The organism is Streptomyces chryseus (assembly GCF_014650755.1).
GTDB classification, from domain to species: Bacteria; Actinomycetota; Actinomycetes; order Streptomycetales; family Streptomycetaceae; genus Streptomyces; species Streptomyces chryseus.
Genome location: NZ_BMVO01000008.1, coordinates 149,014 through 169,640 on the forward strand (window position 1 = coordinate 149,014; position 20,627 = coordinate 169,640).

The 20,627-nt window shown below is 71.2% G+C and carries 20 protein-coding genes and 1 pseudogene; 5 read left to right on the forward strand and 16 right to left on the reverse strand.

All coding sequences use genetic code 11. The annotated features are described in order from the left end of the window. The first annotated feature begins 17 nt into the window (after window positions 1–17). From IE185_RS15450 to IE185_RS15460, 3 genes are all read left to right on the forward strand, one after another. On the forward strand, window positions 18–752 hold the full coding sequence (locus tag IE185_RS15450; RefSeq protein WP_138907141.1) for a TioE family transcriptional regulator: 735 nt from the start codon (window positions 18–20) through the stop codon (window positions 750–752). Window positions 753–1,043: 291 nt separating this feature from the next. Then, window positions 1,044–1,682: an RICIN domain-containing protein gene (locus IE185_RS15455; RefSeq protein WP_138896044.1), complete on the forward strand. Its 639-nt coding sequence runs from the start codon at window positions 1,044–1,046 to the stop codon at window positions 1,680–1,682. A 292-nt stretch (window positions 1,683–1,974) separates the two neighbouring features. Further along, entirely contained in the window at window positions 1,975–3,318 is a 1,344-nt protein-coding gene (locus tag IE185_RS15460) for an LAVTG motif-containing sortase-dependent surface protein (protein ID WP_138896045.1), read from the forward strand. A gap of 184 nt (window positions 3,319–3,502) precedes the next feature. Here the strand turns inward: IE185_RS15460 and IE185_RS15465 are convergent, their stop codons facing one another. The 5 genes from IE185_RS15465 to IE185_RS15485 all read right to left on the reverse strand — a co-directional run bounded on the left by IE185_RS15465 (window position 3,503) and on the right by IE185_RS15485 (window position 8,705). Continuing rightward, a complete protein-coding gene (locus tag IE185_RS15465) occupies window positions 3,503–3,763 on the reverse strand; it encodes a DUF5133 domain-containing protein (protein ID WP_308432767.1) in 261 nt (86 codons plus the stop codon). Window positions 3,764–3,979: 216 nt separating this feature from the next. Then, window positions 3,980–4,810 carry an NAD(+) synthase gene (nadE, locus tag IE185_RS15470; protein WP_138896046.1) on the reverse strand — a complete coding sequence of 277 codons (831 nt, stop codon included), beginning with the start codon at window positions 4,808–4,810 and terminating at the stop codon, window positions 3,980–3,982. A 244-nt stretch (window positions 4,811–5,054) separates the two neighbouring features. Then, window positions 5,055–7,088, reverse strand: a complete 2,034-nt coding sequence (locus tag IE185_RS15475) for a SpoIIE family protein phosphatase (protein ID WP_138896055.1) — start codon at window positions 7,086–7,088, stop codon at window positions 5,055–5,057. Next, a complete protein-coding gene (locus IE185_RS33985; RefSeq protein WP_138896047.1) occupies window positions 7,082–8,062 on the reverse strand; it encodes an orotidine 5'-phosphate decarboxylase / HUMPS family protein in 981 nt (326 codons plus the stop codon). The genes IE185_RS15475 and IE185_RS33985 overlap by 7 nt, the downstream gene beginning before the upstream one ends. 100 nt (window positions 8,063–8,162) lie before the next feature. Then, window positions 8,163–8,705, reverse strand: coding sequence for a hypothetical protein (locus tag IE185_RS15485; protein WP_138896048.1), 543 nt, complete (start codon window positions 8,703–8,705; stop codon window positions 8,163–8,165). Window positions 8,706–9,015: 310 nt separating this feature from the next. On the opposite strand from IE185_RS15485, the gene IE185_RS15490 reads away from it, so the two are divergent. Further along, window positions 9,016–10,059, forward strand: coding sequence for a DMT family transporter (locus tag IE185_RS15490; RefSeq protein ID WP_229843530.1), 1,044 nt, complete (start codon window positions 9,016–9,018; stop codon window positions 10,057–10,059). A gap of 94 nt (window positions 10,060–10,153) precedes the next feature. On the opposite strand, the gene IE185_RS15495 is transcribed toward IE185_RS15490, so the two are convergent. The 6 genes and pseudogenes from IE185_RS15495 to IE185_RS15520 form a co-directional block, all read right to left on the reverse strand. After that, entirely contained in the window at window positions 10,154–11,080 is a 927-nt protein-coding gene (locus tag IE185_RS15495) for an anti-sigma factor RsbA family regulatory protein (protein ID WP_138896050.1), read from the reverse strand. Continuing rightward, window positions 11,080–11,439, reverse strand: a complete 360-nt coding sequence (locus IE185_RS15500; RefSeq protein ID WP_308432768.1) for an STAS domain-containing protein — start codon at window positions 11,437–11,439, stop codon at window positions 11,080–11,082. Before IE185_RS15500 ends, IE185_RS15495 begins: the two co-directional genes overlap by 1 nt. A 163-nt stretch (window positions 11,440–11,602) precedes the next feature. Beyond that, window positions 11,603–11,986, reverse strand: a complete 384-nt coding sequence (locus IE185_RS15505; RefSeq protein ID WP_138896051.1) for an STAS domain-containing protein — start codon at window positions 11,984–11,986, stop codon at window positions 11,603–11,605. A gap of 182 nt (window positions 11,987–12,168) precedes the next feature. Then, window positions 12,169–12,507 carry an STAS domain-containing protein gene (locus tag IE185_RS15510; RefSeq protein WP_138896052.1) on the reverse strand — a complete coding sequence of 113 codons (339 nt, stop codon included), beginning with the start codon at window positions 12,505–12,507 and terminating at the stop codon, window positions 12,169–12,171. Then, window positions 12,504–13,782 (reverse strand): annotated as a pseudogene (locus IE185_RS15515) (PP2C family protein-serine/threonine phosphatase). The gene IE185_RS15510 and the pseudogene IE185_RS15515 overlap by 4 nt, the downstream one beginning before the upstream one ends. Beyond that, the gene (locus IE185_RS15520; protein WP_138898198.1) at window positions 13,782–14,585 is read right to left on the reverse strand and encodes an alpha/beta fold hydrolase; all 804 of its coding nucleotides are present in this window, start codon (window positions 14,583–14,585) and stop codon (window positions 13,782–13,784) included. Before IE185_RS15520 ends, IE185_RS15515 begins: the two are co-directional and overlap by 1 nt. 256 nt (window positions 14,586–14,841) lie before the next feature. Between IE185_RS15520 and IE185_RS15525 the strand changes: the two genes are divergently transcribed. Beyond that, a complete protein-coding gene (locus IE185_RS15525) occupies window positions 14,842–16,815 on the forward strand; it encodes an Ig-like domain repeat protein (RefSeq protein WP_138898199.1) in 1,974 nt (657 codons plus the stop codon). Between the two features lie 86 nt (window positions 16,816–16,901). Here the strand turns inward: IE185_RS15525 and IE185_RS15530 are convergent, their stop codons facing one another. From IE185_RS15530 to IE185_RS15550, 5 genes are all read right to left on the reverse strand, one after another. Beyond that, window positions 16,902–17,204, reverse strand: a complete 303-nt coding sequence (locus tag IE185_RS15530; RefSeq protein WP_138898200.1) for a hypothetical protein — start codon at window positions 17,202–17,204, stop codon at window positions 16,902–16,904. A gap of 137 nt (window positions 17,205–17,341) precedes the next feature. Further along, on the reverse strand, window positions 17,342–18,100 hold the full coding sequence (locus IE185_RS15535; RefSeq protein WP_189715343.1) for a bestrophin-like domain: 759 nt from the start codon (window positions 18,098–18,100) through the stop codon (window positions 17,342–17,344). Between the two features lie 44 nt (window positions 18,101–18,144). Continuing rightward, window positions 18,145–18,291 (reverse strand): hypothetical protein, encoded by a 147-nt coding sequence (locus IE185_RS15540; protein ID WP_189715345.1) that lies wholly within the window; start codon window positions 18,289–18,291, stop codon window positions 18,145–18,147. 772 nt (window positions 18,292–19,063) lie between these two features. After that, a complete protein-coding gene (locus IE185_RS15545) occupies window positions 19,064–19,501 on the reverse strand; it encodes an SsgA family sporulation/cell division regulator (RefSeq protein ID WP_138899029.1) in 438 nt (145 codons plus the stop codon). A 252-nt stretch (window positions 19,502–19,753) separates the two neighbouring features. Next, entirely contained in the window at window positions 19,754–20,347 is a 594-nt protein-coding gene (locus tag IE185_RS15550) for an NAD(P)H-dependent oxidoreductase (RefSeq protein ID WP_138899028.1), read from the reverse strand. Between the last annotated feature and the right edge of the window lie 280 nt (window positions 20,348–20,627).

Below are 20,627 nucleotides of genomic sequence, written 5' to 3' on the forward strand. Positions count from 1 at the left end.
CTGTGTATGCTCGACGAGTGGCACGAAACCTTCAAACTCGCGACCACCTCCGGCCGATTGATCTCGCGCGTGGGCACGGTCTGTCCACGCAGGCCGTCAGGAACTACGAGGAGGCCGGCATCCTTCCGGCCGCCGCTCGCACACCGCACGGCTACCGGACCTACACGCCGCTGCACGCGCGGGCCCTGGGTGCGTTCCTCGCCCTGGTGCCCGGCCACGGCCACCAGACGGCGATGTCGATCATGCGAGCGGTGAACCAGAGTGCGGTCGACGAGGCGTTCGGCCTCATCGACGAGAGCCATGCCCAACTGCTCGACGACCGGCGGACACTCCGGGCCGTGGAGCGGGCCCTCCTCGACCTGCCGCCCACCCCGGCGCCCCGGCCCGACGCGGCGGTGTCCCGGCCCGGCGGCATGTTCGTCGGGACGCTGGCGCTGGAGCTCGGAGTACGGCCCGCCACGTTGCGCAAGTGGGAACGCGCCGGGCTCGTGCGTCCGCACCGCGACCCGCTGACGGGGTACCGCGTCTACGACGAGGCCGACGTACGGGACGCCCGGCTGGCCCACCAGCTCAGGCGGGGCGGTTACCTGCTGGAGCAGATCGCCCCGCTGATCACCCAGGTGCGTGCGGCCGGCGGGCTGGAACCACTGGAGGCCGCACTGCGCGACTGGCGCGGCCGGCTGTCCGCCCGCGGGCGGGCGATGCTGACCGGTGCCGCCGAGTTGGACGCGTACCTCCGCGAGCGCTGCTGAGTCCTCCGGCGAGTGCGCCGGTGCGCGCCCCCGCCCTCTGGAGTGCGTCGCCGATGTTTGTGCCTCCGGGGGACCTGTGTGAGTGGTTTGGCGCTTTGAGGCTTCCTTGCTCCCGTTTCGTCATGGTTTGTTAGGCCCAAGCCGTTTCCAGAAGCGCAGCCAGGCAATGGAGTTGGCACACGGGCGGGGAGGGATCCACGACCGTGTGGGAGCAGAGCGACATCGACGGCTGGATGCCGTCGCGTCTGCTCGTGGCTGAGCGCGGCTTACCCCCACGGAAGGGAACCACTGATGCAGATCCGCTCTGGGTTTCGATCCCGACGCCTGCTGTACGGCGCACTCTCGGCCGCAGCACTCATGACTCTGTGTGCCGGCCTGAGCCCGGGACACGCCTCCACCCCGGGCCCCACCTCTACGGTTGCGAGAGCCGCTGAGCCCGCCGAGTTCGTTCACCAGGAAATCGTCAACCGGGCCGACGGCTCCCGCATGGTGACCTGGGACGACCGCACGACCACGGGCGCCTTGGCCGCCACCGCCCGCCATGCCGCGTACGAGCAACGCGAGACCAACCAGTGGCACTTCCAAGAACAAGAGGGGGAAGACGCATGGCAGATCCGCAATGAGAAAGCCGGCAGCCTCTGCCTGCAACCCGCCGGCGCCCCCGCCGTCGGCGTGTCGGTCGTCCTGCGCACCTGCGAGGAGGGCAACCCCGCACAGTCCTGGCGCATCGTGAAGGAGGAAACCGACCTCGCCACCGGCCAGCCCGGCGGAACCTCCACCGGCTGGTGGACCCTGCGTCCGGACACCGCTCCCAGGCTCGCCGCCGCAGTCGACAGGGTCGGCGGCAACGAGAGCACGATCAGCCTGTACCGGGCCACCAACAGCGCCGACCGCCTCTGGCACCATGAACGCCCCTGGCGAAGCTGGTAAGAACCTGCAGAAGTAACGCACGAACCTGGCCTCTCTCGGCGGAGAGAGGCCAGGGGTGACGCGCAAGTGCGGCGCGGCCGAGCCGTACGGGCGGGCGCAGGCACCGGATGAGGCGTTCATCGCGCCAAGTCGGTCACCCGGGATCGGCGTCGCGCAGACAGCAGTTGCCCGCTCGGCCGAGTCGGAGGGACCTTCCGTACAACCCTCCCGTCTCGTCGGCGGTCTGAGTTCTCGCACTGTTTTCCGAAGCGGACTCTCGCTGTTCGCCTACATGTCACACAGAGGGACCCGCATGACATTCGCCCCTGCCGGTCGCCGCTCCCTGCGCGGAGGGTTCGGCGCGGCCGGTGCCGCTGCCCTGGTCGCGCTCGCGGCCGCCCCCACCCAAGCGGACGCGGCCGGGCCGGACATGGCCGTAGGGAAGCTTGCTCCGATCACTGGAGTCAAGCCCGGCAGCAGCCCGGAGATACCGCTCTCGTTGAAGAACAGGGGCACTGAGCGGGCCGAGCGTGTCTGGTTGTACCTCCACGGCTCGGCGGGGCTGGACTTCGCCAAGCAGCACTCCAACTGCACCTACGCGGAGTCCGGCGGCTACGACGAGATGCCCGATGCGTACGACGCCATCTGCGCCGTGGACCAGGCACTGGAGCCCGGTGTGGTGTACGTGCCCGAGAAGGCTCCGCGGTACAACGTCCAGAAGAGGGCGCTGTACGAGAGGTTGGGCGTATCGGTCCACCTGGAGAACCCGGGCTGGTCGGACCCCGACGGAACCGGCGATGAGGTGCAGGGCACTGGGCCGGCGCTCAAGCTGGTCGAGCGGAAGACGCCCGTCCCGGGCTCCGACGAGGATTACAGCGGTGCGTCGACGCGCGCGCTCGTGACCGCCGACAACACGGCCGACTTCTCGCTGACCGGTGGCGAGCTGAAGGGCAAGGCGGGAGAGACGATCAGCGCCGCGTTCCAGTTCGCCAACAAGGGCCCCGCCTGGGTCGACATGAACCGGGTGGTGAGCACCGCGACACTGACGATCAAGGTGCGGATTCCGGCCGGTACGACGGTGACAGAGGCGCCGCGCTCCTGCGAGAAGGAGACGGCGGGCGAGTACACGTGCGTGAACCAGATGGGCTGGGTGAGTGAATGGAGCAAGTGGCCCTACCGCTTCCGCTTGAAGATCGACAAGGTCGTACCCGGCGCGACGGGCACGGCGTCGTTCGTCAAGGCTGAGACGCCCTTCGACAGCAACCCGGCGAACAACACGGCGGAGATCGTTCTCAACGCCGCGTCGGGGACCAGCAGCGGCGGTTCCGGATCCTCCACCACGGGCGGCTCCTCCACGGGCGGCTCCGCCACTACCGGCGGCTCCACTACCGGCGGCTCCGGCTCCGCGTCCTCGGGCGGCTCCGCTTCCTCGTCCGGTGGCGGTCCGGACTCTTCGTCCGGCGGCAGCTCCGGCTCCGAATCGTCGTCGGTCGGCGGCTCCTCCTCGTCCAGCGGTGGCTCGGGCGCCTCGACGGCCGAAGGCGACCTGGCCGCCACCGGCTCGGACAGCGCCCTGCTCATCGCGGGCACGGCGGCCGCGGCGCTGGTGGCGGGCGGCAGCCTCTACGTCGCGATGCGCCGCCGCCGCGCGTCGTAAAGCCCGGCGCGGAACCGGCACAGCGAGGGGCTCTCCCGTGCCCTGGGGGTATGGGAGAGCCCGGACCCACTGCCGTTCCAAAGGAGAACCCGGGTTGAGCCGGGGCCTTCGGTACTGCGGTGCAGTCGACGCACAGCGCCGGCAGCAGATCGCCGATCGAGCCGGCGGCGGCGGCGCGGGAACGTCAGGCCGCGAGGACCGTGTCCGCTGCACCCGATGACTGAGGGTGCTCCTCGGGTTGCCTGGCTGCTGCCAGGATGTCGTCAGCAGCCGCGATCGCGTCGGTGATCGAGCGGGTCCCGGTCACCACACACAGCGTGTAGGTAACGTCTGCCAGCTCTCGTTGCCACGCCGGCTCGGCCTTCTCCGCGAGCGCGATGCGTGCGCTCGCGTACCGGGCAAGCAGGGTCCTCACATAGCGCGGCTCCGGCTTCAACACCACCACAAGTCCCTCCCAGGCACTCTCAAGTGCCGTACGTGTTCCCGTGTCACGCGCTTTCATGCGGAGCCGGTGTCCGTTGCACTCTTCCGCCGCCGAGGGGTACGTCTTGATGCGGTGTCAACGGTGACCGGCATCGGGATGAAGCCGCTCGCCGAGCAGTGAGCGTCAGCCCCGACCGGGACTGCTGAACACACGCGCGCTCAGCGCTGAGAGCGACGCTCAGGGGGCGATGGGCAGCTGGCGCTTGTGGTCGGTGAGGCGGTAGCGGTTGACGATGGTTTCGAAGGCCCGCTCATCCACCGGCTTGCCTTCGAGGAAGTCGTCGATGTCGTCGTACGTGACCCCGAGCGCGTCCTCGTCGGTCTTGCCCGGGGCAAGAGTCTCCAGGTCGGCCGTCGGGGCCTTCCACACCAACTCGGAAGGGGCGCCGAGCACGTCCGCGACGGCGCGCACCCGGCGCTTGGTCAGGCCGGTCAGCGGAACGAGGTCGGCCGCGCCGTCGCCGAACTTGGTGAAGAAGCCGGAGACCGCCTCGGCGGCGTGGTCGGTGCCGACCACCAGGCCGTCGTGCGCACCGGCCACCGCGTACTGGGCGATCATGCGCTGCCGCGCCTTGATGTTGCCCTGTACGAAGTCCTGGTGGTGGGCGTCGCGGAACCGCACGCCGGCGACCAGTGCCGCCTCGAGCGCGGCGTCGCTCGCGGGCTTGATGTCCACGGTGAGGACGTGGTCGGCCTGGATGAAGGACAGCGCGAGCTGGGCGTCGTGCTCGTCGGCCTGGACCCCGTACGGCAGCCGCATCGCGTAGAACCGCGCTTCGTGCCCGGCTGCCCTGGCGCGCTCCACCGCGAGCTGGCACAGGCGGCCGGCGGTGGTGGAGTCGACGCCGCCGCTGATGCCGAGCACGAGGGAGCGCAGGCCGGTGGAAGTCAGCCGCTCGGCGAGGAAGGCCACCCGCCGTTCGATCTCCCGCTCGGCATCGAAGGTCTCGGCGACCTGCAGCTCCCGGGCAATCTCCTGCTGCAGGGTGATGGACGCCGGCTCGCTCACGTCAGCTCCTGGTCGAGGTTCACGATGTGCTGTCGCGCCCATCCTACCCAGGGCCATGTCGACGATTCGAAGGCGTCGGCACTGCCGCGTGCTCGGCCCTCGCAAGCCTGCCGATGGCCGAGAGCCCGAGGTCACCGGGCTTACGTCGTCGTCGAGCAGCGGCACAGTGTCCGCACCGGAGGAAGACCGGCTGCGGGGCCGTTCCCGCTGTCGACCACTCGCTCGTGTTCGGGCGGCGGGTGGATCACAGCGGGGCCGGCGATCGAGCAGGACGGGTTGTGGCCTTCAGCAGGAGTACGGCGATGTCGTCGGTGTGTCGGCCGGTGGGCCACGCGCGGCTGATGAGACGGTCGATGAGGTGGTCCAGGCTCTGGCTGCCGGCGTCCGCGAGGTGGTGGGCGAGCTGGGCGGTGGTCTCTTCGAGGTCGGTGCCGGGGACTTCGACGAGACCGTCCGTGTAGAGGGCGAGGGTTGATCCCGTCGGCAGGTGCAGGGGCGTGACCGGATAGGGCAGGTCGACCCCGATGCCGAGCAGCGGACCCGGCTCGATGTCCAGTACGCGGGCGCGCTGTCCCGGGTGGTGCAGCAGAGGGGGTACGTGCCCCGCGCTGGCCAGGGTGACCTGCTGTCGGGCCAGATCGAGGTGGGCATAGAGACAGGAGACGAGGAGGTCGGGTTCCAGGTCGGCCAGGACGCGGTTGGTACGGGAGAGGACCTCGCCGGGCGAGGCGCCGCCGGTGGCGTGGGAGTGGACGGCTGTGCGGACCTGCCCCATGAGGGCGGCGGCGGCGATGTTGTGGCCCTGCACGTCGCCGATGACGGCCGCCGCGGTGCTGTCGCCGAGGCGGATCAAGTCGTAGAAGTCACCGCCGACGTCCAGGCCGTGGCTGGCGGGCAGGTACCGCGCGGCGACCTCCAGCCCCGCCAGGGAGGGGAGACGGTGCGGGAGGAGCGCTTGCTGGAGGCTGTGCGCGAGGTCGTGTTTGGCGTCGTAGAGGCGCGCGCGGTCCAGGGCCTGGGCGATCAGACCGGCCAGGGAGGTGAGAACGGCGCGCTCGTCGGCGGTGAAGGTGTGAGGGGTGTCGTACGTGAGGACGCAGCACCCCACGGGACGGCCGGAGATGATCAGGGGCAGGAAGGCCCATGCCTGCTTGCCGCTGATCTGCGGCGCATCGGGGTAGAGGTCGGCCAGGGCGGCGGGGCTGGCGAAGAAGGACGGGACTCCGCTGGCGAGAGCCTGCCCCGCGGGAGTGAGGCCGGTGTCCAGCGGGAGTCCGTCGAGGCGCTCGATGACCCGGGGGTCGTAGCCGTGGTGGCCCGTGATCTTCAGGCGGCCGGCGTCGGCGGCGGACAGCACCAGGCCGTCGGCCCCGAAGGCGGGGAGCACCTGGTCGGCGATGAGTCCGACCACGTCACGGACCCCGACCGCCTCGGCGAGTGCGGCCGCCAGGTGGATCAGCTGGTAGAGACGGCCGGCCGGTGCGGGCGGCCTGGAGGCGCCGGCCGGTTCGGGCGCGGGGGTGGCTTCCGGCCGGGCGTCTCCCCGGGTGCGGCTGGGCGTGATGCGGATGCTGATGCCGCTGGAATCGGGGTAGAGGCGAAAGTCGAGCCAGGTGCCCGGCGGGTTGACCGCGGTGATGGTGACGGGCTCGCGGCTGATGACCGCGGTGCGGTAGCGGTCCTCGAAGAGCGGGTCGTCCAGCCAGGGCAGTGACTGCCAAGGCCGTGTGCCCAGGAGCTGGTCGGCGCCGCGCCCGAGCAGGGATGCGGCCGAGTCGGTGAGGAAGGTGACCCGGCCCTCCAGGTCCAGAGCCAGGGCGCCGCCGGGCAGCCGCTCGGCGAAGTCGGCCGCGGCCTGCGCGGGCGGGGTGACGTACGGGTGAGTGGCGGCGTCGACGGGAACGATGCGGGGCTGGTCGGGCAGGGCGGTTGTGACACGGGTGCTGTCCAGCACCCGTGCGAGGCGCAGGGCGCTGGAGGTGATGTGGCCCCTCTGGCGGCGGGTGGCGCGGCTCGGATGGCCGGCCGGCCACAGCAGGAGCAGGGCACCTCTGGGGCGGGTTCCGCCGTTCAGCGGTGCGGCGGCCAGGGCGAAGCGGTACGGGAGGGTGGCGGCGGCCCGCGGGTAGAAGCGGGCCATGTCCTCCTGGGAGCCCACCCACACCAGGCGATCCTCCCGGACGGCATCGCTGACCGGGACGACGGCGGCCACAGGTACCCGGCGCCACGGCGACGCGATCTCGGCCGGCACGCCGCACAGGACCGCCAGGCTCAGCATCTGCTCGGCCTCGTCGAGCAGGTAGACACCCCCGGCGGAGGCTCCCGTACGGCGCACCGTGTCGGCCAGCGCCTCGTCCAGGAGGACGGTGCCGTCCGACTCCTCAGCGGGCCCGAGCACCGGGCACCCCTGACCGGTCGGTGACCAGGCCCCGGCGTGCGGCAAGCGCACCGCGGCCGGTCACCCACGACGACCGACACCGTGTGGCAGCGGTACGGCGGAACTCCCACTCCTCCGGCCGGGGCCCCGCTGCCCTCACGGCCTGAGGACGCGCGGGAGCGCCGTACCTGCGGCTGCGTCCCGGCCTCGCGGGGCGGCCGGCCCCGCGCCTCACACAGCACGTTTCGCCCATATGAGGACAATACGCCGCACCGGGGAGCCCAAGTCGAGGAAAGCTCCGCGCGGCACGCGCCAGGGCTGTCGTGCCGCTCCGCCGCGACCGGCTCCGACGTGACCTGCCGAACCCCGGCCAGGTCATCATCCCTACGTGGCGCTCCCGTCCCACCGGACGCTGCGACCGCGTCCCTGGCGCGGTGCCGCAGTACCGCAGGCGCCCGCTGGCGCTCGTCACCCCGGGGGCCGCCGGGGCGGGGCGGACGCTGTCCCCCGGGGAACGCTGATCCCTCACGAGATCGCTTCTGGCCGGCCGCATCGGAGCGCACGAGTCGCACCGCGGCCACCGGGTCCGCCGCTCGCGTGATGGAGCGGCCCAGGACGATGTACGACACGCCGCCGGCGACAGCCGCCCGCGGCGTGGCGTGACGGGCGTGCTCGCCCGACGACTCCCCGGGAAGCACCACCCCCGGCGTGACGATCAACGGATCGGGACCGAGGTGGCCCCGCAGCAGCGCTGCTTCCCGGGGCGAGGCGATCACCCCGTCGCAGCCGGATTCCATGGCCAGTCGCGCCAGCCGTCCGACCTGGGCCGTGGTCGAGGCGGTGACGCCGATGTCGGCGAGATCCGTGTCGGTCATGCCGGTGACCACGGTCAGTGCGAACACGCGCGGTCGCGGGAAGTCGCGGGCGCGGTGACCGCCGCGTTCATGATCCCGCGGCCGCCCATGCTGTGCACGGTCACCATCGATGCGCCCAGAGCCCCTGCGGCGCGGACGGCCCGGGCGGCGGAGTTCGGGATCTCGAAGTGGGCCTTCTGCCACTCGCAATGGGCTGAGCCGCCGAACTGCTCACCTTGGAGACAGGTACGCGGTTGCCCTGCTCGTCGTTCCGGACCTCGTAGTCCTTGGTGTCGGTGTAGTCGGCCGGCAACTCCGCCGGATCGCAGGAGGCACTGGTCTCCGGTCCCCAACCAGGGCGGCCCGGCCGGTCCTTGGCCACCACAACGGCGATCTTGGTCCTGCCCTTCACATCGAACGAGTAGAGCACCCGGTCCCGCTCCTGGCGTTCCACGCGGTAGCCGTACTCCGGCACTTCGGGCTGTTCGATGTCGAAGCATGCCTTCAGCCCTTCCTCCGGTGTGGCCCCGCCGTCGCTCCCGCTCCAGGACCCTGACCCACCGCCGGTGTGGATACCGCCCTCGCACTCCAACGCCCGGCCGGCAGCCCCCGACCCGCTCTCGCGCCCTTCGGCGGTGTCGTCGTCCACGTTCTTCTGCGGCACCCACAACGCACCGTCGTACGGACGTGCGGGCGCCTTCCCCTCAGCTGTTCACGTCGGACGTACGAGACGACGGAGTGGTTCCGGCCCCCGACTACCCCCACCACGGTACGGCTGGGCTCTCAGCCGAAAGCACATGCGTGGACCGGGGTGCGGCGACTACGTTGGCCGCATGCATCAGATGTTGACTCCTCCGCCGCCCGTCCTCTGACGGCGGCGACTGCGCCGAACCGCCTCAGCACTCCTGGGGCGGTCAGCGTGTGCTGCCCATCGACGACGTTGTTCGTGATGCGCAGATCCGATGGAGACAACAGTGCGATCTTCTACCGCCCTGTCCTTGCGACAGGGCATGTTCTACGTCGCGACAGCGGCGACCGCGTGGGGTACCGGTGGCGCCGTGGCGGCGGTGCTGTACGACATGGGCGGCATCGGCCCCGGCGCGGTGTCGTTCTGGCGGTTCCTGGGAGGGCTGGGGCTGCTGCTGATGCTCCGGGCCCTGTGGAGGCAACGCCGTTCGGCCCCGGGCGGCTCGCTCGCGCGGTCCTTCCGCAGGAACAAGGGCCGAGTCGTGGCCACGGGCTTCGGACTCGCGGTGTACCAGACGGCCTACTTCGCCGCGGTCCAGCAGGCCGGGCTGACCGTGGCCACCATGGTGACGCTCGGCTCCGGACCGGTGCTCGTGACGGTGGGCTCCAGGCTGCTGCTCGACGAGCGCGTCGGCAGGGCGGGTGCGCTGGCTGTGGTGAGCGGCGTACTCGGGTTGGGGCTGCTCGTGGGCGGCACCGACCAGAGCACCGGCCCCAACCCGTTGCTCGGCCTCGGATACGCCGTGCTCTCCGCTGTCGGCTATGCCGGTGTCACGGTGCTGGGGCGTGCTTCCGGCCGCAGGCAGGAGGGCAGCGCGTTCGATGCGATGGTGCTCGGTTTCGCCATCGGCACCGCATGTCTCTTCCCCCTGGCGCTTGCGGAAGGCTGGCTGCCCAGCACCGAGCACCTGTTCTGGACAGTGGCGTCGATCGGCTACCTCGGTCTGATTCCGACAGCGCTGGCCTACACCCTGTTCTTCGCGGCGCTCAGCGTGGTGAAGGCGACGACCGCTTCCGTCATCGCTCTCGTCGAACCGCTGACCGCAGCGGTCATCGGCGTCGTGCTGCTCGGTGATCGTCTGAATCCGGTCGTCGTCACCGGTATGACGCTCCTGATGTGCGCGGTGCTCTGCCTGTCCGGCGCCGAGAGCCAGCGCAAGCCGACCGACCCGGGCGGCGCTACGGAAGGCTTGGAGCGTACCAAGCCCGACGAACCGCGGGCCCTGCGCGAACCGCAGGCAGTCGACGCGGCGACGAGCCGCCGGGACTAGCAGGCTCCCACGCTGCGAGCCGACCGGTGGGCCGCCCGTCCGGCGGCCCACCGTTGCCCTGGGCCCCGCCCACCGGGCAGAGGCGCCCAGCGAGTCAGCGGCTGATGTAGCAGCGGATCGACGTACCGTCGGGGCCGGTGTGGATGCGTACGAGATCGGCCAGGTAGTGCACCAGCAGCAGTCCGCGGCCGCCCTGCTGGTCCCGCGTCGCCGGGCGGCGCCCGGCGAGCGGGTCGCTCAGATGACCCTGGTCGCGGACCTCGCACACCACCTGGCCACCGTCGGGCCACACCCGTATCGTGCCCGAACCTCCGCCGTGCACCACGCTGTTGGTGGTCAGCTCGGCCACGATCAGGGCCACGTCCTCCAGCCCGATCCCGGACAGGCCGAACCGCTCGGCCCGCTCGACCGCGAAGTGCCGGGCGCTCGGCAGCCCTTCGGCGTCGAAGGCGAACTCCTCGGTCGCTGCGGCGGGAGCCAACGGCTGGTTGTAGCGCGCCACGACATGCTCGGGTGCGTAGGCGGTACTGCGCTCCTCCTGGCCGCCGGAGATGACGACGGGGTGCGTCGCGTGGGCGTCGGCGATGACGTGCTCGTCGAGGCGTTCGGCGTCGTACGGACAGAGAATGGTGACTTCCCGGCCCTGGAACGCCGGGTTGATCAGCGCCTCGTGCTGGGCGCACGCCGGGTACTCCACACTGCTGCGGCCCGCCCAGATCGGCTCACCGATGATCCGCACCCGCGCATCCCGGTGGGCGTCCGCGAAGGCGCGCAGCACCTTGGGGATGATCCGTCCCGGGTTGCGCCCCACCTCGGTCATGTCGAGGAACCGCACGTCCGCGGCGTCATCGCCCAGGGCCGTCTTGAGGAGCCCCAGGTTCGGCCCGGGCACGGCGACCGCCACCGGCTCCCCGGCTCGCAGACCGTCGCGGATGAAAGGCACCGTGCCGTGCAGGTACTCCTTCTCGCCTCTGTAGAACAGGGCGGGATGCACAAAGGGTTCGGTGGTCGCGGCAGTCATCACGCCACCACCTCGACGGCGGTCAGGTCCGGCCAGAACATGTCCAGCACGCGCCGCAAAGCGGCAGGCGGCTCTTCGAGCACGATACGTCGCCCCTCCGGAAGGCCCTGGGCGGCCACCGCCAGAGCAGAGACACCAGCCATGTCGACGAAGGTGATCGCGGAAAGCTCCAAGTGGCACGCCTCTTCGTCGCTCAGGGCAAGCTGGTGCAGCGTCTGTTCCCAGGCAGGGCGCGTGATCAGACTGATCTCGCCCACCGCCTGCCAGCCCGGCCGGTCCGCCAACGGGTGCATGCGCAATGCGCCCGTGGACCGGGCCGACGACGCACTGAACGCATCCGTCTCCCCTGGATTGTCCACGCCATCGCCCCTCGGTCATGTGCTGTCTGCCGCTCCAGTATCCCTCACCGGCGAAGTGGGGTGCGGGGCGGCTGCACGACGGAGGCGAACTCCATGGTCCACTCCCGACGGTTCCGGCATGCGAACGCGGCTGCCGTACGGCGCCGGGTCCGGTGGTGGTGGGTTACGCCGGCTCGGCCCGGGGGCCGTCGGGGGAACCGGCGAGCAGCAGGCGCGCCTGCTCGACGGTGGAGGCGATGGTGAAGATCTCCTCCGCGCCGACCAGCGTCAGCAGGTTCTGAAGGCGCTCCGGAACCGCGGCCAGGGCCAGAGCCCCCTCCGCGTCCTGGATGGTCTGCCGGGTCACGAGGAGCGCGCTGAATCCGCGTGAGTCACAGAACGAGATCTCCGCGCAGTCCAGCACCACCCGCCGGTAGCCGGCCCCGAGCATCTCCCCGACCGCTTCGGCCAGCAGGTCTTCACAGCCCATGTCCAGCTCACCGGCCAACGCCAGCACGGCATCCCGCTCCACCACCGCCGGTGTGATCACCAGCCTCTCCACCGGCATCCCACCACTCCTCTTCCTCAGCACAACCCTGGCTTCTGCGGCCCCGTACGAAACCGCCTCCCGGGCTCTGCCCGGGTAACGGGGCCATCATGTCAGTCATCACGCAGTGACATGCCTTGGCCGCACCTCATGGGTCAGATCGGCTCTGGGCCCGCCCGCTGGCGCGAGCTCGTTCGCGCGGATCAGGAACGCGTGGCGGCATCGGTGTCGGGGTAGAGCGGGAAGATCTGGTCGAGGCCGACGATGCGCAGGATGCGCAGGGTGTTGGCAGGTACGGCCGCGAGCGCGATGTCGGCCTGGGCGGCGTGGACATGGTTGCGGGCGGCGATGAGGGCGGTGATGCCGCTGGAGTCGCAGAACGTCATGCCGGCCAGGTCCAGGACGAGGCGCCGTCCGGGCCGGAGGGTGAGCGTGCCGAGCAGGTCGCGCAGCTCGGTGGCGTTGGTGTAGTCGAATTCGCCGGTGATCTCCAGAACGGGACCGGTCGCGGTGTCTCGGGTGGTGATTCTCAGCGGGCTCATAGTGGGTTCTTCGTCGTCGGGCCGGAGGCGGGTACGCCGAGGGCGAGCAGGGCGGTGTCGTCGTCGAGACCGTCGCCGAAGTCTGCCAGCAGGCCGGTCAGCGCCTGGACGAGGGCCTGTGGGGGCTTGCCGGCGTGGCCGGCGACGAAGTCGCGCAGGGCCTCGTCCCCGTACAGGGTGGCGCGGTCTTCGCCCGTACGCGCTTCGGTCAGCCCGTCGGTGTAGAGCAGCAGGGTGTCGCCGGCCCCGAGGGTGGTGGTGGCGGTGGCGAAGTGCGGTGCGGGCAGGACGCCGACCAGGAGGCCGCCGGGGGTGGGCAGGAAGTCGGCTGTGCCGTCGGCGCGCAGGGCCGGGGGGTGGCCGCCCGCGGCGAGGCGGACGGCGACCTGGCCCGTCGCGGAAGCGGGTTCCAGGACGCCGAAGACGGCGGTGCAGTAGCGGGGGTCGCCGCCGGTGTAGCGCTCCTGGAGGACCTTGTTCAGTGTGGTCAGGGCGGAGACGGGGTCCGGGTCGTGCAGCGCGGCGGCGCGCAGGGTGTAGCGGGTCAGCGAGGTGACCGCGGCGGCCTGGGGGCCCTTGCCGCACACGTCGCCGAGGAAGAAGGCGAAGCGCTTGCCGTCGACGGGGAAGACGTCGTAGAAGTCGCCGCCGAGCCGGTCGGGCGACGCGGTGTGGTAGTGGGCGGCTGTCTCCACTCCGGGTACCGGCGGCAGGGTGGCGGGCAGCAGCGACTGCTGCAGTACGGCGAGGGCGTCCTGCAGCCGCGCCCGGTCGGCCTCCGCCTCTTTGCGCGCTTCCTCGGCCGCCTTCCGGCTGCGCAGGAGCTCCTCCTCGTAGGCGCGGCGGTCCCGGGCGTCGAAGACGGTGGTGCGGATCAGCAGCGGTTCTCCGGTGCTGCCGTTCTTTACCGCGGAGGAGATCAGCACCGGCAGCCGGTCACCGCCTGCCTGCTTGATCTCCAGGGCTATGCCGTTGATCTCGCCCTGCATGCGCAGCAGCGGTGCGAAGTGTGTCTCGTGGTAGAGCTTGCCGCCCACGGTCAGCAGGTCGGTGAACCGCATGCGGCCGACGACCGCCTCCCGCTCCAGGCCGAGCCAGCCGCAGGGTGGTGTTGATCTTCGCGACGGTGCCGTCCAGGAGCGTGGACAGATACCCGCACGGCGCGCTCTCGTAGAGTTCCTCGGCGCTGTCCTCCAGCAGCGCGGCGAACGCCGCGCTGGATGTCTCCTCGCCGTCGGCGTCGTGCGGGTCGGAGTCCTGCCCGGCGCGGCGCATCACCGCAGGCTCGCCAGGAAGCCGGTGATGGCCTCGTTGGTGGCCTCGGGCGCGGACAGGTGCGGGCAGTGGCCCGTCGCGTCGAGGGTGACCAGCGTCGAGCCGGGGATCGCCCGGTGGACGAAGGCGCCGACCTCCCGGGGGGCGATGACGTCCTGGGTGCACTCCAGTACCAGCGTCGGCACCCGCACACTCTTCAGATCGTCCCTGGAGTCGGACAGGAACGTGGTGCGGGCGAAGACGCGGGCCATGTCGGGATCGGTGGCGCAGAAACTGTTCGTCAGCTCCTCACCGAGCTCGAACCGCTCCTCGTTCCCCATGATCATCGGCGCCATCGCCGCCGACCAGCCGAGGTAGTTGGACTCCAGTGAGGCCAGCAGCTCGTCGATGTCCTCGGCGCTGAACCCGCCCCGGTAGCCGTCGTCGTCGATGTACCGCGGCGAGGGAGCGACCATCACCAGCGCCCCGATCCGCTCGGGCGCCATGCCGGCGGCCAGTACCCCGATCATCGCGCTGACCGAGTGCCCCACGAACGTCGCGTCGCGCAGGTCCAGCGCCTCGCACACCTCCACCACGTCCCGGGCATAGCCGTCCAGGGAGGCGTAGCGGTCCTCCGAGAAGGCGGCCAGATCGGAGCGGCCCGAACCCACGTAGTCGAACAGCACCACGCGGTAGTCGTCGACCAGGGCGGGCACGGTCAGCCGCCACATGTTCTGATCGCAGCCGAACCCGTGTGCCAGCACCACCGCCGGCCCTTGCGGGTTGCCGATGACCGTGACGTTGTTCCTGCGATCGATGTCCATGCCCGCCATTCTCCCAGCCCCCGCGCGTCGCTCCGGCACGGCCACCGAGCCACCCAGTGCCCCGCCCGGCCTCTTCACATGCGTCGCCGGGCCGGACCGGGCAAGAAATTGAGATCTCAACTGTCACTGGCATGTCATACGCTGACCCCTCTCGGCAGCGCTCCACGCGCCCATCGGCGGCGCGAGGGGGGACGGCGCCGCCTTGTCTCGTCAACCCGGTGCACGCCGGGTTCCTTCTGTGGGGGTTCACATCACTGTGCGCAGGCGCAGCATCTCGACCGCGACGGCGCTCGCGGTCCTCTTCAGCTCCGTGGCACTCGTCGCGGGCGCAACGGGTCCGGCGGCGGCCGACTCGGCGAAGGTCCTGTCGGTGAAATCGGTCGGCGACATGGTCGTGGACGGGAACCGTCAGCGGGTCTACATCTCCGACCCGACCGGCGGCAGGATCGTCGTCACCGACTACGCGGGCGCCGTCAAGGCGACCCTCACCGGCCTGCCCGGTGTGACCGGCCTCGCGCTGTCCGCGGACTCCGGCCAGGTGTACGCGGCCGTGAAGGACACCGGCCGGATCGTCTCGGTGGACACGGTGACGTACACGCAGACGGCCGGCTACGACCTGGCCGGCGCCCTTGCCCCGACCACCCTGGAGGTCGTGGACGGCCGCCTGTGGTTCGGTTACGGGTCGCGCATCGGGTCCCTCGACGTATCCGGCGCCGAGCCCGTCGTGAAGCTCGACCAGAACGCGGGCGCCGATTTCTCCGGCGCCACGCCACTCCTCGGTGCCGACCCGGCCGTGCCGGGCGTCCTGGTGGCGGGGGCCGGCGGCCGGCTCGCGGTGTACGACGTCTCCGCCGAGGGCGCGGCGCTGCGCGTCCAGGGCTCCATGGACACCGGCGTGAAGCAGCTGGACCTGACGCCCGACGGCGCGCAGGTCCTCACCTCCTGGGACGGCAGCGGGAACGGCTACGGCTTCCCCGCCTACTCCTCCACCGACCTGGAGGAGGTGGCGAGTTACCCGACCGAGGCGTACCCGAACGCGATCGCTGTCGCCCCCGACGGCACCATCGCGGGCGGCTCCTTCTCCTGGTACGCCCCCGACGTCCACATTCACCGGGCGGGCGACCCGAAGCCGACGCGGCAGTACGAGTTCCCCAACACCGGCGACAGCAGTGGCGGCGACGTCCTGGTCCCCGGCGCGCTGGCCTGGGCGCCCGACCGCAGCCGGGTGTTCGCGGTGTCGGAGAACACGTACGGCACCTTCACCCTGCGGGCCCTGACCGACCCCACGAAGGAGCTCGCCGCTCTGAAGGTGTCGGCTCCCGCGAGCGCCGAGCGCGCCAAGAAGCTGACCGTCACCGGGAAGCTGACCTCGAAGACGGCGTTCCCCGCGGGCACGGCCGTCAAGGTGACCCGTACGGACGTCGAGTCCCCGAGCGGCAAGGCCCTGCCGAACGCCACGACGAAGGCCGACGGCACCTTCTCCTTCGCCGACACACCGCCCGCCGGCGGCAAGGTCACCTACAAGGTGGCGTACGCGGGCGACGCCACGCACGCCCCCGTCTCCGGTTCCGACACGGTGCAGGTGTCGCGCAAGGCCACCTCGCTCACACTGAACCGCAACGGCAACGTCTACGCGTACGGCGCCGACGTGTCCTTCACGGCGCACCTCGGTACGACGTACAAGAACCGCGTCGTCGAGATCTACGCCAACCCCTACGGCTCCGACAAGCCGAACAAGCTGCTGAAGAAGGCCAAGGTCAACTCGCAGGGCAACCTGTCGGCGACCGTGGACATGACGCGGGACACCGACGTCACCGCCGTCTTCGCCGGCGACGCCCGCTACGCCTCCAAAACCGTGAAGTCGACCGCGTACGCCAAGGCGAAGGTGTCGGTCAGCGTCTCCAAGCACTACAGGACGGGCAAGATCGGCTCCACCACGTACTACTACTTCCGGAAGAACACCGACCCGGTGTTCACCACGACCATGAACTACTACGCGGGCCGTAAGCACCGGTTCGAGCTCGAGGTGTACTACCAGGGCAGCTGGCACGCCTCCGGTTCCGAGTACTTCGCGCTGGGTACGAACGGCCAGTCCGCGGTCAGGCTGGAGGCGCCGGGCGAGGCCGGCATCCGCGCCCGGATGCGCTCGTCGTACCTCAACGACTCGTCCGGCGACAACGTCAACAGCACGGCGCACGGGACCTGGAAGTACTTCACCTTCACGAACTAGGCACCCGACCGCCGCCCGGCTCCTGCCGGCGAGGGCCCCGGCCGTGATGGCCGGGGCCTTCACCCCCGCGTCTCATCGGCCCCGGCTCACGCCAGGACTACCGCGAGCATCGCTGAAACGAGCGCGCACGCGGCCACCGACAGCATCACCAGGCGCACCTGCAGGGCCAACGCGTTCACCATGGACGGCATGACGGCACCGGGCGCATGGCCGTCCCCCGAGGCGGCGGGTTCATCGGCCCTGCCGCCTCGCGGATCTCGGGCGCCGTCGTGCCACAGCTGGGCACACCACACACAGTCGCCTTCCGCGCGGGGCGGCACGTCCAGCCAGTACGCGCCCGGCCATGAGACACCATGCACCGGGGCGGAGTCGTCGCCGAATGCTTCCATACGCGGCTTAACGTTTCGCCCGGCCATCGGCACCGCCCGTCATCCGTTCCGCAACCCCACCGTCACCGACCCGTCACCACCGCCGGTGGCGGTGGTGACGGGGCGCGTGCGTGTTCGGGCCGGCGGGTGACATACGGTCAGGTGCTCGCCGCGTACAGCTCCTGCAGAGGCTGGGACGAGTCGGTTCCCGAGTGGCCGAAGGGGGCGTCGAAGCTCCACACCATGAACAGCAGGAGCACCACCAGAGCGCTGAAGGTGGTGGCCAGGAGCAGTTCGCGTGGTGAATGGCGGATCTGCAGGGTGTAGAGCAGACCGAGGGTGACGGCTCCGCCGGCGATCAGGCCGAACCAGACCACCCCGGGCAGGGTGGTGCCGGCGCTGTCGAGTCGCTGGTGGCGGGCATCGTCCGCGGCGGCGACCTGGTCCAGCAGCGGCTGGTACGCCTGGGCCTGCAGTTCGTCGGCGGGAGTGCGGTGCGCGATGTCGCTGCGGATGCGGCTCAGCAGTCGGGCGCCTTCGGCTCCGGCCTGCTCGTCGTCTTCCATGGCCGGCCACTCAGCGGTGACGGCGTGGCGGGCGTAGCCGTCGATGTGGGCGCGTACCTGGGTGCGGAAGGCCGCCGGGTAGACGTCCAGGCGCTGGTTGATCTCGTACAGGGCCTGGGCTTCGCGCTGGACGGTGTCCTCGGCGGCGTTGCGGGCCTCCCACACGCCGGCGATGGCGAGGCCCAGCACGATGGCGTAGACGACGCCGACCATCATCACCATGTATTCCAGTACGTCCGGCGTCTGGGACGTGTCCTCATCGGCGAGGCGGCGGTGGCGCATCACGGTGACGGCGATGACCAGCGCGCACACCAGGACGGAGACCAGGGTGTAGATCAGCCATTCCGGCACGGCGGGGCTCCAGGGCGGTAGGTGGGGGGCGGTCGGGTCGGCGGTCAGCCGCGGCTGCGTCGCCGCGACCCGGGCCGCAGGGCGGCAGCGGCCAGGACGGCCGGTGTGGTGATGACGGTCATCGTGGTCACCGTCGACAGGCCGGCCGGCGCGGGACGCCGTACGCCGCCGGTGTAGTGACGACGCGGCACCCAGCGGAAAGCAGCGGCCTTCCGTGGGGCGGGGGCGCCCGCCTTCGGTGGGGTGGGCCGGGCCGGCGCCGCGCGGTGAACCGGTGGTGGCCCGGGCGCGGGCGTCGCCGCTGCCGACGGCGGCGCGACGGGCGCCGCGCGGCGGGGTGCCTGGGACGCCGTGCGGTGCGGTGCCGTTGGTTCGGAGGCCGCTGGGGCGGGAGATGCCTGCGGGGCCGAGGACGGTGGTGGGGGCGCGGGCGGCGCGGGAGCGGTTGCCGGCGGTGGGAGCACGGCGTCGGGCTGGGCGGGGCCGGACTCCGCCGACGCCCCGGGGGCGCACATCACGATGCGCACGGCCACGGACATGTGGTCGGCGACGACGGCCGTGACGGAGAGGCCGGGCAGAGGGCACAGGGCCGCGGCTCCGAGACCGACAGTGACCCAGCCGCTCACCAGAAGCGAAGCACCCCATGTTCACGCGAGTGAGGGGCGCTCTTCGGCTCAGCGCGCGAGAAGAGGACGCCCTGCGGGCAGTACCGCGCTTCAAGAACGACGAACCGGTGCAAACGGTAACGGTGATCTTGCCCGCGCCCTGCCGGCGAGCGGTGAGGTACGACGGTGCCGGGCCGGGTCGCTGCCACCGCCTCGCCCCGGGGGGGGCAGCAGTGCGGCGTCAAGGGGCAGCTCCGCAGGTCGGTCACGCGGGCATGCGCGGCCCTCGGGCCGGCCTGCCGCATGCCGACCGTTGGATCGCGGGCCGCTGCCCGGTCGCGTCGGTGCCGCGCCGTGATCAGCCGGCCAGGGCGTCGCGGAACGGCTGCCAGTCGAGGTGCTCGCTCTCGCTTCCGGCCGGGACCTGCGCGTACGTCGTGTGCAGCCAGTGGACCAGCGGCTTGCGCTCGATGCTCACCGTGGCGTTCTCCTCGGGGGTGCCCAGGTGGAGCAGCACGAGGTCGGCGTGGTGGGGGCTGGGCGCGGGGCCGATGCGGACGTCACCGATCCCGGTCGGGGACTGCGTACCCGCCATGAGCATGTCGCGGTCCAGGCACCAGGTCACCGTCGGAGCCTGCGGGAGACGGAAGTCGATCCGGGCGGTGAAGGGTTCTTGCGGCCGGTAGCGGAAGGTCGTGGCGAGCGAGAGCGGGCAAACGCCCGTGAGCTGGCGCGTCGTGGTGCTCCACGTGAGTTCACGGCAGGGCGGTGGAGCGGTGGAACCGGCGTCGGACATGGATACTCCCGCGTCAGGCGCCGACCGGGACAGCGGCGCTCACGCTTCTCTGATCACCGGCATCTCCGTGATCACACCTGGAAAACGTGTGACATCAGCGACCGTCCCGGCGACACGGTCCGCCCGCGCCCCGGGACATGTGCGCCGCACGGAGCGCCGGGCAGCGTACGGCGCGGCCGGCCTCCGCCCGCTCCACGGCGCCCGGCAAAAGCCCGCCCCCCGCGCGTGCGCCCGGCCGCGCCACACCGCGTGTCATGCCAGGAGCGCGGCTGCCTGCAGGCGTGCCTGGTCCAGCCAGGCCGCGCGTTCCTCTTCGGTCGAGTCGGTGACGGTGCGGAAGACGACGCGGCGCACATCGGAGACTCCGACGTACGGCAGGACGCATGCCGACCAGATGCTCTGCAACGGGTCACCGAACTCGCGCTCTTCCCGGTCGGCGGGAGTGTCGGAGGTGTTCAGCACCAGCGCCCTGCCCGCCTTCAGGAGGCCGGCGGGTTCGCCCGCCGCGGTGCCCAGCTTGTAGGCGACGCCGGGCGCGAGTACGCGCTGGACCCAGCCCGTGAGGACGGCGGGCGGCATGCCCCACCAGTTCGGGTGGACGAACACCATGGCGTCCAGGGTGGCGACCTCCGTCCGGTGCAGGGCCATCTGAGCCTCGTAGGCGCGAGTCGCCTCTTCGACCGTTCCCGTCTCGTCGGCGGACAGCAGCGGTACGAACCCTTCGGCGCAGAGGTCGTGCGCCAGTACGTCGGATCCCCGTCGGCGCAGTTCCTCCACCACGGCGTCGAACAGCGCGTGGTTGAAGCTTCCTTGTCGTGGATGTGCGAGATATACCCCTACGCGCATCTTTCCCCCCAGCTTCGGCGCGGCGTCATCGGTCACCGCAGGTACGAGTCCGTGCCAGCCTCACACACACCTGACCGTGAGATTCCGTCAGCCCCCGGCGGCAGTGTGCGGCGGCCGGTGGGTGCCGCGGCCCGGTGCGGCGTCAGGTGGCATCCGCGCGCGTGCGGCGAACACCGCCACAGAATGCCCCCACCGGGGTGAAAAAAGGGGCTTAGGGGTGGCCAGGCGTCGGCCGGAGCGCCCGTTGCCCATGCCTCGATCGACGGTCACGGCACAGTGG